Raw genomic sequence first — 16,601 nt, 5'->3', positions numbered from 1 at the left:
GCGGCCGTACGGTCGGCGCCGGCGTGGTGGCCAAGATCATCAAGTAATCCCCTCGCGGGCGGCGCTCCGGCGCCGCCGCAAGGCGCGAATGGCGGGCCGTCCCTCGGTCCGCCTTCGCCGTTTAGAGAAGTAGGCGGATTTTCCGCGACGGGCCGCGCCGGTTGGCGACGGTCCACCAGAAAAAAACGCGTCAGTAGCTCAACTGGCAGAGCAGCGGTCTCCAAAACCGCAGGTTGTAGGTTCGAGTCCTACCTGGCGCGCCACATGCGGGACATGCGGACCCCTCCGCAAAAGCCCGCACATCCGTGTGCGGACTTTCCACAAGAGCAATAGAACCTTTGTGAACAGCCGAGTCGAACAATCCAAGGCCCAGTCCAAGGGCGCCGCGAGCGACATCGCCTTCTACGTGCTGGCGGTGCTGCTGGCGGCGGCGGGCGTGTTCGCCTACACCTGGTTCCAGCAGTGGGATACCTCGCTGCGCGTGGCCGCGGTGGTCGGTGGCCTGGTCGCCGCGCTGGCGGTGTTCATGCTCAGCGCCAAGGGCCGCGACACCCGCGAATTCCTGTCCGAGTCGCGTTTCGAGCTGCGCAAGGTGGTCTGGCCGACCCGCCAGGAAGCCACGCGCCTGACCTGGGTGGTGATCGTGGTCGTGATCATCATGAGCCTGATCCTTGCCGGCTTCGACGCGGTCATCCAGCTGGGCGTGAAGACCCTGCTCGGGACCGGGCGGTAACTGAGGAGTTTGTCGTTTCGATGGAAGCACAAAGCAACAACAAGCGTTGGTACGTGGTCCACGCCTACTCGGGCTTCGAGAAGTCCGTGGCCCAGGCCTTGCGCGACCGTATCGCGCGCACCGGCATGGAAGACCGCTTCGGCGAGGTGATGGTGCCGACCGAGGAAGTGATCGAGATGCGCTCCGGCCAGAAGCGCCGTTCCGAGCGCAAGTTCTTCCCCGGCTACGTGCTGGTGCAGATCGCCACCCATGACGAGTCCGGCATCCCGCGCATGGACAGCGAGAGCTGGCACCTGGTCAAGGAAACCCCCAAGGTGATGGGCTTCATCGGCGGCACCGCCGACCGTCCGCTGCCGATCCGCGACGAGGAGGCCGCCGCCATCCTCGACCGCGTGCAGGAAGGCGTCGAGAAGCCGCGCCCGAAAGTGCTGTTCGAGGCGGGCCAGATGGTGCGCGTCATCGACGGTCCGTTCAACGACTTCAACGGCGTGGTCGAGGAAGTCAACTACGAGAAGAGCCGCCTGCGGGTGGCGGTGCTGATCTTCGGCCGTTCCACGCCGGTCGAGCTCGAGTTCGGCCAGGTCGAGAAGGCCTAGTAGAACCGAAACGCAGAATTCGTCGGGACGAGCGGTTCGTTCCGACCATAACGCGAGGAGCCCCGCAGTCGTAAGGCGTGCAGGCGTTCGCACTCGCAGGAGCAGCAAGCAATGGCAAAGAAAGTCGTCGGTTACATCAAACTGCAGGTCAAGGCAGGTCAGGCGAATCCCTCGCCGCCGGTCGGTCCTGCGCTGGGCCAGCGCGGCCTGAACATCATGGAGTTCTGCAAGGCGTTCAACGCCGCCACGCAGAAGCTCGAGCCGGGTCTGCCGATTCCGGTGGTGATCACCGCGTACTCGGACCGCACCTTCACCTTCATCACCAAGACGCCGCCGGCGTCGATCCTGCTGAAGAAGGCCGCCGGCATCCAGTCCGGTTCCAAGCGCCCCAACACCGAGAAGGTGGGCAAGGTGACCCGCAAGCAGCTCGAGGACATCGCTAAGGCGAAGGAACCCGACCTGACCGCGGCCGATCTCGATGCAGCAGTGCGCACCATCGCGGGTTCCGCCCGCAGCATGGGCCTGACGGTGGAGGGCTAAGACATGGCACAGACCAAGCGACAGAAGAACATCCTCGCCGCCGTCGTTCCGGGCAAGAGCTACCCGATCGACGAAGTGCTGAAGATCGTCAAGGACAACAGCAAGACCAAGTTCGTCGAGTCCGTGGACGTGGCCGTCCGCCTCGGCGTGGACGCCAAGAAGTCCGACCAGCAGGTGCGCGGTTCCACCGTGCTGCCGGCCGGTACCGGCAAGACCGTGCGCGTGGCGGTGTTCGCCCCGGCCGGCGCCAAGGCCGACGAGGCCCTGGCCGCCGGCGCCGACGCGGTCGGCATGGACGACCTGGCCGAGCGCATGCAGGGCGGCGAGCTGAACTACGACGTGGTCATCGCCACGCCGGACGCGATGCGCGTGGTCGGCAAGCTGGGCACGGTACTGGGCCCGCGCGGCCTGATGCCGAACCCGAAGGTCGGCACTGTGTCGCCGAATCCGGCCGAGGCGGTGAAGAACGCCAAGGGCGGCCAGGTGCGCTACCGCACCGACAAGGCCGGCATCATCCACTGCACCATCGGCAAGGCCGACTTCGCCTCCGAGAAGCTGAAGGAAAACCTGCACGCGCTGCTGGCGGACCTGGTCAAGGCCAAGCCGGCGACCGCGAAGGGCCAGTACCTGCAGAAGATCTCCATCAGCTCCACGATGGGCCCGGGCGTCAGCGTCGACCAGTCCTCGCTGAGCCTCAAGTAATGCGTTAGCCCCTTCCTCGCCGCGCGGGGGAGGGGTGGATCACCCATTTTGAGGGCATCGCAAACGGCCGCATGGCCCGGCGCGATAGCCGTCAAAGACCGCAGGCGCAGTCCGCGCCGGCAGCGACGACGGGCAGGGAATGCTCGCTTGGCAATGGAATCGCCGTCGCAGCCGATGCCGACCGCTTAATCCCGGAGTGCGACAAGTCCACCTGTCGCCACGAAAGGGCCTGCGTAGATGGTTGCCGACCCTCCAAGAATTTTTTTGGAAACGGCCACCGCAAGGACTCCGATTCGTCGGCGTCCCGGCATCGAAGGAACGGTGCCGCCCGAGTTCCAGCCCGGTTCGGAAAACCAGGCTGGTGTTGATAGAAGTCTCGAGGTAATGCAATGGCTCTCAATCTGACCCAGAAGCAGGAAGTCGTTGCCGAACTGGCCGAGGTCGCCGGCAAGGCGCACTCGCTGGTCGCCGCGGAATACGCGGGTCTTTCGGTCGGGCAACTGACCGACCTGCGCAAGAAAGCCCGCGAGGGCGGCGTGTTCCTGAAAGTTGCCAAGAACACGCTGGTCTCGCGCGCAGTGGAGAACACCGATTACGCCGTCGTCCAGGACGAGCTGACCGGTCCTCTGCTGTACGCCTTCTCGCAGGAAGACCCCGGTGCCGCCGGACGTCTGATCAAGGACTTCGCGAAAGCGAACGACAAGCTGAAGCCGCGCCTGGTGGCGATTGGCGGACAGAAGTATCCGGGCTCCCATGTGGACGTCCTGGCTTCCCTGCCGACCCGCGAACAGGCCCTGTCGATGCTGCTCAGCGTCATGGTCCAGCCCGCCACCATGCTGGTGCGCGTGTTGGCCGAGCCTGCCTCGCAGGTCGCCCGCGTCACCAACGCGGTCGGCCAGCAAAAGGCGGCGTAAGGCGTATCCCTCCGCAGGAGTCCGCGCATCCTTGCGCGGACTTTCCGAAGAGCGATCAGTTCGGTACGAACAACCTAATCCATTCAGTCGTTTCCAAATATCAAGTTAACCGAGGTAATTACAATGTCCCTTTCCAACGAACAGATCATCGAAGCGATCAGCAGCAAGACCCTCGTCGAGGTGATGGAGCTGGTCAAGGCGATGGAAGAGAAGTTCGGCGTGTCCGCGGCCGCTCCGGTCGCCGTCGCCGCCGGTCCGGCCGCCGCTGCCGCGGCTCCGGCCGAGGAGCAGACCGAGTTCACCGTCGTGCTGAAGTCGGCCGGCGAGAAGAAGGTCGAGGTCATCAAGGTCGTGCGCGCCATCACCGGCCTGGGCCTGAAGGAAGCCAAGGACCTGACCGAAGCCGGTGGCACGGTCAAGGACGCCGTCTCCAAGGACGACGCCGCCAAGTTCAAGAAGGACCTGGAAGCCGCCGGCGCCACGGTGGAAGTGAAGTAAGCAAGCAGTTGCGTCGCCTGGACACACGGGCGATCCGCCATAGGCTGGGGGCATAAGCCCCCGGCCTTTGGCCGTTGTGCCTTTCCCTTCTTCCTTCGGGAACCAGGCCGTCCGCCGGACGGCCGACGAGGCGGAGAAAGAAGGGAAAGGCATCCGTTGCAAAAAACCCAACCGAAACGTTGGTAGTTGGAAGCAGTAACAGAGGGCGTGCTGGTGCCGGCAATACCAGCGGCTTCCGACTGACAGTTCCACCCTCCCTCACAAAGGGCATCGCGGTCCAGCAAATCCGGCATCGACAAAGCAGCGACGCGGCTCCAGCCGAGTGCTGTTCGACGTTTCCGGTTTCCGGCGGCCGAGTTCCGATTCCCGGCTCCAATCAAGGCGGTCACATTCCATGACGACATCTGCGCTCTCATCGAATTACTCGTTCACTGAGAAGAAACGCATCCGCAAGGACTTCGGCAAGCGCCGCTCGATTATCGAGGTCCCCTTCCTGCTCGCCATCCAGGTCGACTCGTACCGCGAGTTCCTGCAGGCCGACGCCGCGCCGAACAAGCGCGAGGATCGCGGCCTGCACGCCGCGCTGAAGTCGGTGTTCCCGATCGTCAGCTACAACGGCTACGCCGCCCTCGAATACGTCGGCTACAAGCTCGGCGAGCCGGTGTTCGACGAGCGCGAATGCCGCAATCGCGGCCTGTCCTACGGCGCCCCGCTGCGCGTGACCGTGCGCCTGGTGATCTACGACCGCGAGTCCTCCACCAAGGCCATCAAGTACGTGAAGGAGCAGGAGGTCTACATGGGCGAGATTCCGCTCATGACCGACAACGGCACCTTCATCGTCAACGGCACCGAGCGCGTCATCGTCTCGCAGCTGCACCGCTCGCCGGGCGTGTTCTTCGACCACGACCGCGGCAAGACCCACAGCTCGGGCAAGCTGCTGTACAGCGCCCGCATCATCCCCTACCGCGGCTCCTGGCTCGACTTCGAGTTCGACCCCAAGGACGCGCTGTTCACCCGCATCGACCGCCGCCGCAAGCTGCCGGTCTCGGTGCTGCTGCGCGCGCTGGGCTACAACAACGAAGAGATGCTCAACGAGTTCTTCGAGATCAACACCTTCCACATCGATCCGAAGGAAGGCGTGCAGCTCGCGCTCGTGCCCGAGCGCCTGCGCGGCGAAACCCTCGACTTCGACCTGGCCGACGGCGATCGCGTGATCGTCGAGGCCGGCAAGCGCATCACCGCGCGCCACGTGCGCCAGCTCGAGGAGTCGGGCATCGCGGCGCTGGCCGTGCCGGACAGCTACCTGATCGGCCGCATCCTCTCGCACGACGTGATCGAGGCCGAGACCGGCGAGCTGCTGGCCACCGCCAACGACGAGATCAGCGAGGAGACCCTGGCCAAGTTCCGCAAGGCCGGCGTGGACGCCGTGGGCACGATCTGGGTCAACGACCTCGACCGCGGCCCGTACCTGTCCAACACCCTGCGCATCGACGCCACCAAGACGCAGCTCGAGGCGCTGGTGGAGATCTACCGCATGATGCGCCCGGGCGAGCCGCCGACCAAGGACGCCGCGCAGAACCTGTTCCACAACCTGTTCTTCACCTTCGAGCGCTACGACCTCTCGGCCGTGGGCCGCATGAAGTTCAACCGCCGCATCGGCCGCAAGGAAGTCACCGGCGCCTCGGTGTTGTACGACAGCCGCTACTTCGCCGAGCGCAAGGACGAGGATTCGGTCAAGCTGCGCGAGCAGTTCGGCGAGATGTCCGACATCCTGGACGTGATCAAGGTGCTGTGCGAGATCCGCAACGGCCGCGGCACGGTGGACGACATCGACCACCTGGGCAACCGCCGCGTGCGTTCGGTCGGCGAAATGGCCGAGAACGTGTTCCGCGTCGGCCTGGTGCGCGTGGAGCGCGCGGTGCGCGAGCGCCTGACCATGGCCGAGGCCGATGGCCTGACGCCGCAGGAGCTGATCAACGCCAAGCCCGTCGCGGCCGCGGTGAAGGAGTTCTTCGGCTCCTCGCAGCTGTCGCAGTTCATGGACCAGAACAATCCGCTCTCCGAGGTCACCCACAAGCGCCGCGTCTCGGCGCTCGGCCCGGGCGGCCTGACCCGCGAGCGCGCCGGCTTCGAGGTGCGCGACGTGCACCCGACCCACTACGGACGCGTCTGCACGATCGAGACGCCGGAAGGCCCGAACATCGGCCTCATCAACTCGTTGGCCGTGTTCGCGCGCACCAACAAGTACGGCTTCCTGGAGACGCCGTACCGCAAGGTCGTCAACAGCAAGGTCACCGACGAGATCGAGTACCTGTCCGCGATCGAGGAGAACGAGTACGTCATCGCCCAGGTGAGCACGCCGCAGGACGAGAAGGGCAACCTGACCGCGCAGTTCGTCGCCTGCCGCTACCAGGGCGAAAACCTGCTCAAGCCGCCGAGCGAGATCCACTTCATGGACGTCTCGCCGATGCAGACCGTGTCGGTGGCGGCGGCGCTGGTGCCGTTCCTGGAGCACGACGACGCCAACCGCGCGCTGATGGGCGCCAACATGCAGCGCCAGGCCGTTCCGACCCTGCGTTCGCAGAAGCCGCTGGTCGGCACCGGCATCGAGCGCGCCGTGGCGCGCGACTCGGGCGTGACGGTGAACGCGCGCCGCGGCGGCATGATCGAGCAGATCGACGCCGGCCGCATCGTGGTCAAGGTCAACGAGAACGAGATCTCCGGCGAGACCGATGCCGGCGTCGACATCTACAACCTGATCAAGTACACGCGCTCCAACCAGAACACCTGCATCAACCAGACCCCGCTGGTGAACGTGGGCGACGTGGTCGCGCGCGGCGACGTGCTGGCCGACGGTCCCTCGACCGACATCGGCGAGCTGGCGCTGGGCCAGAACATGCTGGTCGCGTTCATGCCGTGGAACGGCTACAACTTCGAGGATTCGATCCTGCTCTCCGAGCGCGTGGTCCAAGAAGACCGCTACACCACGATCCACATCGAGGAGCTGACCTGCGTCGCCCGCGACACCAAGCTGGGGCCGGAGGAAATCTCCGCCGACATCCCCAACGTCTCCGAGCAGGCGCTCAACCGCCTCGACGAGTCGGGCGTGGTGTACATCGGCGCCGAAGTGCGTGCCGGCGACATCCTGGTGGGCAAGGTCACGCCGAAGGGCGAGAGCCAGCTGACCCCGGAAGAGAAGCTGCTGCGCGCGATCTTCGGCGAGAAGGCCTCCGACGTGAAGGACAGCTCGCTGCGCGTGCCGCCGGGCATGGACGGCACCGTCATCGACGTGCAGGTCTTCACCCGCGACGGCATCGAGAAGGACAAGCGCGCCCGCCAGATCGAGGAGAGCGAGGTCAAGCGCGTCAAGAAGGACTTCGACGACCAGTTCCGCATCCTGGAATCGGCGATCTACGCGCGCCTGCGCGGCCAGCTGCTGGGCAAGACCGCCAACGGCGGCCCGGGCCTGAAGAAGGGCGACACGGTCACCAGCCTGGTTCTGGACGGCCTGAAGAAGTCCGACTGGTTCCAGATCCGCATGAAGGACGAGGACGCGGCCGACGCGATCGAGCGCGCCCAGAAGCAGATCGAGGTGCACCAGAAGGAGTTCGACAAGCGTTTCGCCGACAAGCGCGGCAAGATCACCCAGGGCGACGACCTCGCTCCGGGCGTGCTGAAGATGGTCAAGGTGTTCCTGGCGGTGAAGCGCCGCATCCAGCCGGGCGACAAGATGGCCGGCCGCCACGGCAACAAGGGCGTGGTGTCCACCATCGTCCCGGTGCAGGACATGCCGCACATGGCCAACGGCGAGACCGTCGACATCGTGCTGAACCCGCTCGGCGTGCCGTCGCGCATGAACATCGGGCAGGTGCTGGAAGTGCATCTGGGCTGGGCCGCCAAGGGCCTGGGCCAGAAGATCCAGCGCATGCTCGACGCCCAGGCCAAGCTCGCCGACCTGCGCAAGTTCCTCGACGAGATCTACAACCATGACGGCAAGCTGCACGGCCAGCGCGTCGACCTGAAGCAGTTCTCCGACGAGGAGCTGCTGCAGCTGGCGCAGAACCTGACCGACGGCGTGCCGATGGCCACGCCGGTGTTCGACGGCGCGACCGAGGCCGAGATCAAGTCGATGCTGGAGCTGGCGGAACTGCCGACCAGCGGCCAGACCCAGCTGTTCGACGGCCGCACCGGCGACCCGTTCGAGCGCAAGGTGACGGTGGGCTACATGCACATGCTCAAGCTCAACCACCTGGTCGACGACAAGATGCACGCGCGCTCGACCGGCCCGTACTCGCTCGTCACCCAGCAGCCGCTGGGCGGCAAGGCGCAGTTCGGCGGCCAGCGCTTCGGCGAGATGGAAGTCTGGGCGCTGGAAGCCTACGGCGCGGCCTACACCCTGCAGGAAATGCTGACGGTGAAGTCCGACGACGTGCAGGGCCGCAACCAGATGTACAAGAACATCGTCGACGGCGAACACGAGATGGTCGCGGGCATGCCGGAGTCCTTCAACGTGCTGGTGAAGGAAATCCGCAGCCTGGCCATCAACATGGAACTCGAGGAGCACTGAGTCGAGTGAGGCGCGCGGCGGCAACGCCGCGCGGATTCCCGAATCTCATTGCCCCCGACCCGGAGAACACACATGAAAGACCTGCTCAATCTGTTCAACCAGCAGCGCCAGACCCTCGACTTCGACGCGATCAAGATCGCGCTGGCGTCGCCGGACCTGATCCGCTCCTGGTCCTACGGCGAAGTGAAGAAGCCGGAGACGATCAACTACCGCACCTTCAAGCCGGAACGCGACGGCCTGTTCTGCGCCGCCATCTTCGGCCCGATCAAGGACTACGAGTGCCTGTGCGGCAAGTACAAGCGCATGAAGCACCGCGGCGTGGTCTGCGAGAAGTGCGGCACCGAGGTGACCCTGGCCAAGGTGCGCCGCGAGCGCATGGGCCACATCGACCTGGCCTCGCCGGTCGCGCACATCTGGTTCCTCAAGTCGCTGCCCTCGCGCATCGGCCTGATGCTGGACATGACCCTGCGCGACATCGAGCGCATCCTGTACTTCGAAGCCTTCGTGGTGACGGAGCCGGGCCTGACCCCGCTCGAGCGCGGCCAGCTGCTCAATGAAGAGCAGTACATGCAGATGCGCCAGGAGCACGGCGACGACTTCGACGCCGCGATGGGCGCCGAGGCCGTGTTCGAGCTGCTGCGCACGATCGACCTGCAGGCCGAGATGATCAAGCTCAAGGAGGACATCGCCAGCACCGGTTCCGAGACCAAGCTCAAGCGCCTCACCAAGCGCATCAAGCTGGTCGAGGCCTTCCTCGAGTCGGGCAACCGCCCCGAGTGGATGGTCATGACCGTGCTGCCGGTGCTGCCGCCGGACCTGCGTCCGCTGGTGCCGCTGGACGGCGGCCGCTTCGCGACCTCCGACCTGAACGACCTGTACCGCCGCGTCATCAACCGCAACAACCGCTTGCGCCGCCTGCTCGAGCTCAATGCGCCCGACATCATCGTGCGCAACGAGAAGCGCATGCTGCAGGAGTCGGTGGACGCGCTGATGGACAACGGCCGCCGCGGCCGCGCCATCACCGGCACCAACAAGCGCCCGCTGAAGTCGCTGGCCGACATGATCAAGGGCAAGCAGGGCCGCTTCCGCCAGAACCTGCTCGGCAAGCGCGTGGACTATTCGGGCCGTTCGGTCATCGTGGTCGGTCCGACCCTGCGCCTGCACGAGTGCGGCCTGCCGAAGAAGATGGCGCTGGAGCTGTTCAAGCCCTTCATCTTCGCCAAGCTGCAGCGCCGCGGCCTGGCCACCACCATCAAGGCCGCCAAGAAGCTGGTCGAGCGCGAAGAGGCCGAGGTGTGGGACATCCTCGAAGAGGTGATCCGCGAGCATCCGGTGCTGCTCAACCGCGCCCCGACCCTGCATCGCCTCGGCATCCAGGCGTTCGAGCCGGTGCTGATCGAAGGCAAGGCGATCCAGCTGCATCCGCTGGTCTGTACCGCGTTCAACGCCGACTTCGACGGCGACCAGATGGCCGTGCACGTGCCGCTCTCGCTGGAAGCCCAGCTGGAAGCGCGCGCGCTGATGATGTCGTCCAACAACATCCTCTCGCCGGCCAACGGCGAGCCGATCATCGTGCCGTCGCAGGACGTGGTGCTGGGCCTGTACTACATGACCCGCGCCCTGGAGAACACCCCGGGCGAAGGCATGGTGTTCGCCAACGTCGCCGAAGTGAAGCGCGCCTACGACAACAAGGTCGCCGGCCTGCACGCCAAGGTGAAGGTGCGCATCACCGAGACGGTGGTGGTCGAGGACCCGCTGTCCGGTAGCGTGAAGCGCGAGCGCAAGACCTCGATCGTGGAGACCACGGTCGGGCGCGCGCTGCTGGCCGAGGTGCTGCCGGAGGGCCTGCCGTTCGCGCTGGCCAACACCGAGCTGACCAAGAAGAACATCAGCCGCCTGATCAACTCCTGCTACCGCATGCTGGGCCTGAAGGACACCGTGGTGTTCGCCGACCAGCTGATGTACACCGGCTTCGCCTACGCCACCCGCGCGGGCGTGTCGATCGGCATCGACGACATGATCATCCCGGCCGAGAAGAAGGGCATCCTCGACGAGGCCGAGTCCGAAGTGCTGGAAATCCAGCAGCAGTACCAGTCGGGCCTGGTCACCGCCGGCGAGCGCTACAACAAGGTGGTCGACATCTGGTCGCGCACCAACGAGCGCGTGGCCAAGGCGATGATGGACGCGATCGGCACTGACACCGTGACCAACGCCAAGGGCGAGAAGGTCGCGCAGAAGTCGATGAACTCGATCTACATCATGGCCGACTCCGGCGCGCGCGGTTCGCAGGCGCAGATCCGCCAGCTGGCCGGCATGCGCGGCCTGATGGCCAAGCCGGACGGCTCGATCATCGAGACGCCGATCACCTCGAACTTCCGCGAGGGCCTGAACGTCCAGCAGTACTTCATCTCGACCCACGGCGCCCGCAAGGGCCTCGCGGACACCGCGCTGAAGACCGCGAACTCCGGTTACCTGACCCGCCGACTGGTCGATGTGGCGCAGGACATGGTGGTCACCGAGACCGACTGCGGCACGCTGGCCGGCCTGACCATGACCCCGATCGTGGAAGGCGGCGACGTGGTCGAGCCGCTGCGCGACCGCGTGCTCGGCCGCATGGTGGCCGAAGACGTGTTCCTGCCCGGCAACGACGAGGATCCGATCGTCACCCGCAACACGCTGCTCGACGAGCAGTGGGTGCAGAAGCTCGAAGACGCCGGCGTGCAGTCGATCAAGGTACGCTCCTCGATCACCTGCGAAAGCGCCTTCGGCGTGTGCGCCAACTGCTACGGCCGCGACCTGGCCCGTGGCCACATCGTCAACCACGGCGAGGCCGTGGGCGTGGTGGCCGCGCAGTCGATCGGCGAGCCCGGCACGCAGCTGACCATGCGTACGTTCCACATCGGCGGCGCGGCCTCGCGTGCTGCCGCCATCGACAACGTCACGGTCAAGACCACCGGTTCGATCAAGTTCAACAACCTCAAGACCGTCGAACACGCCAGCGGCAACCTGGTGGCGGTGTCGCGTTCGGGCGAGCTGTCCGTCCTCGACGGACACGGCCGCGAGCGCGAGCGCTACAAGCTGCCCTACGGCGCCACGATCACGGTCAAGGACGGCGCGGAGATCAAGGCCGGCCAGACCGTGGCCAACTGGGATCCGCACAACCACCCGATCGTCTCGGAAGTGGCCGGCTTCATCCGCTTCGTCGACTTCATCGAGGGCGTCACCGTCATCGAGAAGACCGACGAGCTGACCGGCCTGGCCTCGCGCGAGATCACCGATCCCAAGCGCCGCGGCTCGCAGGGCAAGGACCTGCGCCCGATCGTGCGCATCGTCGACAAGAACGGCAAGGACCTGTCCATCCCCGGGACCGACCTGCCGGCGCAGTACCTGCTGCCGCCGCGCTCGATCGTCAACCTGCAGGACGGCGCGCCGGTCGGCGTGGGCGACGTGGTCACCAAGGTGCCGCAGGAAGCCTCCAAGACCCGCGACATCACCGGCGGTCTGCCGCGCGTGGCCGACCTGTTCGAGGCGCGCAAGCCCAAGGATCCGGCGATCCTCGCCGAGAAGTCCGGCGTGGTCAGCTTCGGCAAGGACACCAAGGGCAAGCAGCGCCTGATCATCAAGGGACCGGACGGCGAGGAGCACGAGGAGCTGATTCCCAAGTACCGCCAGATCATCGTGTTCGAGGGCGAACACGTGGAGAAGGGCGAGACCGTGGTGGACGGCGAGCCGAGCCCGCAGGACATCCTGCGCCTGCTCGGCGTGGAGCCGCTGGCCTCGTACCTGACCAAGGAGATCCAGGACGTCTATCGCCTGCAGGGCGTGAAGATCAACGACAAGCACATCGAGGTGATCATTCGCCAGATGCTGCGCAAGGTCGAGATCACCGACCAGGGCGACAGCAAGTTCCTCAACGGCGAGCAGGCCGAGCGCCAGCGCGTCATCGAGGAGAACGCACGCCTGGGCGCCCGCAACGAGCTGGTCGCCAAGTTCGACCCGGTGCTGCTGGGCATCACCAAGGCCTCGCTGGCGACCGAGTCGTTCATCTCCGCGGCCTCCTTCCAGGAGACCACCCGCGTCCTGACCGAGGCCGCCGTGCGCGGCACCCGCGACGGGCTGCGCGGCCTGAAGGAGAACGTGATCGTCGGCCGCCTGATCCCGGCGGGCACCGGCCTGGCCTACCACACCCAGCGCCGCCGCAACGCCTCGGGCCTGACCGAGTCGGAGATCGACGCGCTGGCCGGTTCGGTGGCCGTCGCCGAGGCTCCGGCCGAGGCGGTCGAGGCGCCGGCCGAAGAGGGCAGCGCCGAGTAAGCGGGTCTTCCGGGCGAAAGCCGGAGGCGGGCATCGCGAGATGCCCGCCTTCTTTTTTCCGCCCGTGTCCCGTGCGGCGCCGATCGGCGTTCCGGCGGCGAGGGGCGGAAGCCTCGCGGGCCCATGTCCCCGGTCCGGAGCGGGGTTTCTCGTGTACAATGCCGGTCCGGTCGGCCCCTCGGGGCGCGACCCAGATCACGAAATGAGGCGCCAGGGAGGCCCTCGTCTTCGGCCCAGGAGGGCGGGATCACAAGGCTGGCGCAGCGCCCTTCGGGGACGGCCGGCCACGGGTAGCTCGCGTTGACGCTAAGCGTCAAGGCGGGCTATACTTTTTTGTCTCGGCAGGCCGGTTTCACTCGCCTGCCGTCTAGTTTTGCAAGTTTCCTCACGCCTGGGCCCCGCGCCCGACCAACGACCCGAGACCGATGGCAACAATCAACCAGCTGGTGCGGAAGCCGCGCAGCCCCGAAACCTACAAGAGCACCTCGCCCGCGCTGGCCAACTGCCCGCAGCGTCGCGGCGTGTGCACGCGCGTCTACACCACCACCCCGAAGAAGCCGAACTCGGCGCTGCGCAAGGTGGCCAAGGTGCGCCTGACCAACGGCTACGAAGTGATTTCGTACATCGGCGGCGAAGGCCACAACCTGCAGGAGCACTCGGTGGTGCTGATCCGCGGCGGCCGCGTCAAGGACCTGCCCGGCGTGCGCTACCACACCGTGCGCGGTTCGCTCGACGCCGCCGGCGTGGCCAAGCGCAAGCAGGCCCGCTCCAAGTACGGCGCCAAGCGTCCGAAGAGCTAATCGCAGTCCGCTCTCGCGGATGACAGCATCAATCCCGGGCCGCGAAGCGGGCCGGGCATCGAAGAATCAAGAGACAAGGTAAGCATCATGTCCCGCAAAGGTTCCGCACCGCAGCGTACCGTCCTGCCCGATCCCAAGCACGGCAGCGAGACGATCGCGCGCTTCATCAACATGGTCATGCAGAGCGGCAAGAAGTCGGTCGCCGAGAAGATCGTCTACGGCGCCATGGACGTCATCGGCGAGAAGAATTCCAACGCGCTCGAGCTGGTCGAGAAGGCGCTGGGCAACATTTCGCCGGCCGTCGAGGTCAAGTCGCGTCGCGTCGGCGGCGCCACCTACCAGGTGCCGGTCGAAGTGCGCGCCTCGCGCCGCATGGCGCTGGCCATGCGCTGGCTGATCGAGTCCGCCCGCAAGCGCGGCGAGAACGGCATGCCCCGCAAGCTGGCGGCCGAGCTGATCGACGCCTCGGAAAACCGCGGCGGCGCGATCAAGAAGCGCGAAGAAACCCACCGCATGGCGGAAGCGAACAAGGCCTTCGCCCACTATCGCTGGTAATCCCCAGGGCGTCGGCGGCGGCGCCCGCGCGGCGCCTGTCGCGCACATGTAACAGGCGCTCGCAAACATCGCCGCCTGACCGGAAGCCGCCGCAAGGCGGCCTCCGCGTTGTAAAAGCCCGCAAAAGGCCGCATATGACCATGCGGTTCCTTCCGCAAGAGCCCGCGCACCCGTGTGCGGACTTCTCAGTACAAAAGCCCGCCTTGAGGGCTTTTGCAAAACCTTAAAGACAGTTGAGGCATCACCATGGCCCGCACCACTCCGATCGAACGCTATCGCAACTTCGGCATCATGGCCCACATCGATGCCGGCAAGACCACGACCTCCGAGCGCATCCTGTTCTACACCGGCGTCAGCCACAAGATCGGTGAAGTGCACGACGGCGCCGCCGTGATGGACTGGATGGAGCAGGAGCAGGAGCGCGGCATCACCATCACTTCCGCCGCCACCACGGCGTTCTGGAAGGGCATGGACCAGTCGCTGCCCGAGCACCGCTTCAACATCATCGACACCCCCGGACACGTCGACTTCACCATCGAGGTGGAGCGCTCGCTGCGCGTGCTCGACGGCGCCGTGTTCGTGCTGTGCGCCGTCGGCGGCGTGCAGCCGCAGTCCGAGACCGTGTGGCGCCAGGCCAACAAGTACTCGGTGCCGCGTCTGGCCTTCGTCAACAAGATGGACCGTACCGGCGCCAACTTCGACAAGGTGGTCGAGCAGCTCAAGGCGCGCCTGGGCGCGTACGCCGTGCCGATGCAGGTGCCGATCGGCGCCGAGGACGGCTTCGAGGGCGTGGTCGACCTGCTGAAGATGAAGGCGATCCATTGGGACGTCGCCTCGCAGGGCACCAAGTTCGAGTACAGGGACATCCCGGCCGAGCTGCAGTCCAAGGCCGAGGCGGCGCGCGCGTTCATGATCGAGGCCGCGGCGGAAGCCACGGAAGAGCTCATGGACAAGTACCTCAACGAGGGCGAGCTGACCGAGGCCGAGATCATCGCCGGTCTGCGCGAGCGCACCCTGCGCGTGGAGATCGTGCCGGTGTTCTGCGGTTCCGCGTTCAAGAACAAGGGCGTCCAGGCGATGCTCGACGCGGTGATCCAGCTGCTGCCTTCGCCGGTGGACCGTCCGCCGGTGCAGGGCATCGACGAGGACGACAAGGAGGACAGCCGCAAGGCGTCCGACGCCGAGCCGTTCTCGGCGCTGGCGTTCAAGATCATGACCGACCCGTTCGTCGGCTCGCTGACCTTCTTCCGCGTCTACTCGGGCGTGCTCAACTCCGGCGACCAGGTCTACAACCCGGTCAAGTCGAAGAAGGAGCGCGTCGGCCGCATCCTGCAGATGCACTCCAACCAGCGCGACGAGATCAAGGAAGTGCGCGCCGGCGACATCGCCGCGGCGGTCGGCCTGAAGGACGTGACCACCGGCGACACGCTGTGCGCGCAGGACCACATCATCACGCTCGAGCGCATGGTGTTCCCGGAGCCGGTGATCTCGATGGCGGTCGAGCCGAAGACCAAGTCGGACCAGGAAAAGATGGGCCTGGCGCTGGGCCGTCTCGCCCAGGAAGACCCGTCGTTCCGCGTGCGGACCGACGAGGAATCCGGCCAGACCATCATCTCCGGCATGGGCGAGCTGCACCTGGAAATCCTCGTCGACCGCATGAAGCGCGAGTTCAACGTCGAAGCCAACGTCGGCAAGCCGCAGGTGGCGTACCGCGAGACGATCCGCAAGTCGGACGTCAAGTCGGACTACAAGCACGCCAAGCAGTCCGGCGGTAAGGGCCAGTACGGCCACGTCGTGATCGAGCTGTCGCCGATGGACGAGGCCGACAAGGCCAATCCGGACGTCGAGAACGATTTCCTGTTCGTCAACGACATCACCGGCGGCGTGATCCCGAAGGAGTTCATCCCGGCGGTCGAGAAGGGCCTGCGCGACACGATCACCAGCGGCCCGCTCGCCGGCTTCCCGGTCGTGGGCGTGAAGGTCAAGCTCGTGTTCGGTTCGTACCACGACGTCGACTCGTCGGAAATGGCGTTCAAGCTCGCCGCGTCGATGGCCTTCAAGGAAGGCTTCCGCAAGGCCGATCCGGTGCTGCTGGAGCCGATGATGAAGGTCGAGGTGGTGACGCCGGAAGAGTACGTGGGCGACGTGATGGGCGACCTGAGCCGCCGTCGCGGCCTGCTGCAGGGCCAGGACGACACGCCGTCGGGCAAGACCATCAACGCGATGGTGCCGCTGGGCGAGATGTTCGGCTACGCCACGACGATCCGTTCGCTGACCCAGGGACGCGCCACCTTCACGATGGAATTCGATCACTACGCCGAGGCGCCGAACAACATCGCCGAGACCGTGATCAAGAAGGGTTCCTGATTTTCGGGGGGCCCG

11 protein-coding genes and 1 tRNA gene are annotated in these 16,601 nt (G+C 66.0%); all 12 read left to right on the top strand.

Annotated elements, in window-relative coordinates:
- Positions 1-187: 187 nt before the first annotated feature.
- Positions 188-263 (top strand) — tRNA-Trp (locus tag MD221_RS17255).
- A 77-nt stretch (positions 264-340) separates the two neighbouring features.
- On the top strand, positions 341-733 hold the full coding sequence (gene secE / locus MD221_RS17250; RefSeq protein WP_242113381.1) for a preprotein translocase subunit SecE: 393 nt from the start codon (positions 341-343) through the stop codon (positions 731-733).
- Between the two features lie 20 nt (positions 734-753).
- Positions 754-1,329, top strand: coding sequence for a transcription termination/antitermination protein NusG (gene nusG / locus MD221_RS17245; protein ID WP_242113377.1), 576 nt, complete (start codon positions 754-756; stop codon positions 1,327-1,329).
- Between the two features lie 111 nt (positions 1,330-1,440).
- Positions 1,441-1,869, top strand: a complete 429-nt coding sequence (gene rplK / locus MD221_RS17240; RefSeq protein ID WP_242113371.1) for a 50S ribosomal protein L11 — start codon at positions 1,441-1,443, stop codon at positions 1,867-1,869.
- A gap of 3 nt (positions 1,870-1,872) precedes the next feature.
- Positions 1,873-2,571 (top strand): 50S ribosomal protein L1, encoded by a 699-nt coding sequence (rplA, locus tag MD221_RS17235; RefSeq protein ID WP_242113369.1) that lies wholly within the window; start codon positions 1,873-1,875, stop codon positions 2,569-2,571.
- Positions 2,572-2,960: 389 nt separating this feature from the next.
- A complete protein-coding gene (gene rplJ, locus MD221_RS17230) occupies positions 2,961-3,485 on the top strand; it encodes a 50S ribosomal protein L10 (protein WP_242113365.1) in 525 nt (174 codons plus the stop codon).
- A 123-nt stretch (positions 3,486-3,608) separates the two neighbouring features.
- The gene (gene rplL / locus MD221_RS17225; protein ID WP_242113363.1) at positions 3,609-3,983 is read left to right on the top strand and encodes a 50S ribosomal protein L7/L12; all 375 of its coding nucleotides are present in this window, start codon (positions 3,609-3,611) and stop codon (positions 3,981-3,983) included.
- A gap of 394 nt (positions 3,984-4,377) precedes the next feature.
- A complete protein-coding gene (gene rpoB / locus MD221_RS17220) occupies positions 4,378-8,550 on the top strand; it encodes a DNA-directed RNA polymerase subunit beta (RefSeq protein ID WP_242113360.1) in 4,173 nt (1,390 codons plus the stop codon).
- Between the two features lie 72 nt (positions 8,551-8,622).
- Positions 8,623-12,864, top strand: a complete 4,242-nt coding sequence (rpoC, locus tag MD221_RS17215) for a DNA-directed RNA polymerase subunit beta' (RefSeq protein WP_242113358.1) — start codon at positions 8,623-8,625, stop codon at positions 12,862-12,864.
- 425 nt (positions 12,865-13,289) lie between these two features.
- Positions 13,290-13,664 carry a 30S ribosomal protein S12 gene (rpsL, locus tag MD221_RS17210; protein ID WP_028840187.1) on the top strand — a complete coding sequence of 125 codons (375 nt, stop codon included), beginning with the start codon at positions 13,290-13,292 and terminating at the stop codon, positions 13,662-13,664.
- Positions 13,665-13,751: 87 nt separating this feature from the next.
- Positions 13,752-14,219 carry a 30S ribosomal protein S7 gene (gene rpsG, locus MD221_RS17205; RefSeq protein ID WP_242113354.1) on the top strand — a complete coding sequence of 156 codons (468 nt, stop codon included), beginning with the start codon at positions 13,752-13,754 and terminating at the stop codon, positions 14,217-14,219.
- Positions 14,220-14,465: 246 nt separating this feature from the next.
- Complete coding sequence (gene fusA / locus MD221_RS17200; RefSeq protein ID WP_242113352.1) at positions 14,466-16,586, top strand: elongation factor G; 2,121 nt, start codon at positions 14,466-14,468, stop codon at positions 16,584-16,586.
- Positions 16,587-16,601 lie beyond the last annotated feature (15 nt).

The sequence above is a fragment of the Luteimonas aquatica genome, from assembly GCF_022662575.1.
In the GTDB taxonomy this organism is placed as follows: Bacteria; Pseudomonadota; Gammaproteobacteria; order Xanthomonadales; family Xanthomonadaceae; genus Luteimonas; species Luteimonas aquatica.
The sequence above is the reverse complement of the archived record's forward strand: the minus strand, read 5'-3'. Positions and strand labels throughout refer to the sequence as shown.

Coding starts and splice junctions, on each gene's coding strand:
- rplL (WP_242113363.1), top strand. CDS start 3,609: ATGTCCCTTTCCAACGAACAGATCATCGAAGCGATCAGCAGCAAGACC.
- rplK (WP_242113371.1), top strand. CDS start 1,441: ATGGCAAAGAAAGTCGTCGGTTACATCAAACTGCAGGTCAAGGCAGGT.
- fusA (WP_242113352.1), top strand. CDS start 14,466: ATGGCCCGCACCACTCCGATCGAACGCTATCGCAACTTCGGCATCATG.
- rplJ (WP_242113365.1), top strand. CDS start 2,961: ATGGCTCTCAATCTGACCCAGAAGCAGGAAGTCGTTGCCGAACTGGCC.
- nusG (WP_242113377.1), top strand. CDS start 754: ATGGAAGCACAAAGCAACAACAAGCGTTGGTACGTGGTCCACGCCTAC.
- rpsL (WP_028840187.1), top strand. CDS start 13,290: ATGGCAACAATCAACCAGCTGGTGCGGAAGCCGCGCAGCCCCGAAACC.
- rpoC (WP_242113358.1), top strand. CDS start 8,623: ATGAAAGACCTGCTCAATCTGTTCAACCAGCAGCGCCAGACCCTCGAC.
- rpoB (WP_242113360.1), top strand. CDS start 4,378: ATGACGACATCTGCGCTCTCATCGAATTACTCGTTCACTGAGAAGAAA.
- rpsG (WP_242113354.1), top strand. CDS start 13,752: ATGTCCCGCAAAGGTTCCGCACCGCAGCGTACCGTCCTGCCCGATCCC.
- rplA (WP_242113369.1), top strand. CDS start 1,873: ATGGCACAGACCAAGCGACAGAAGAACATCCTCGCCGCCGTCGTTCCG.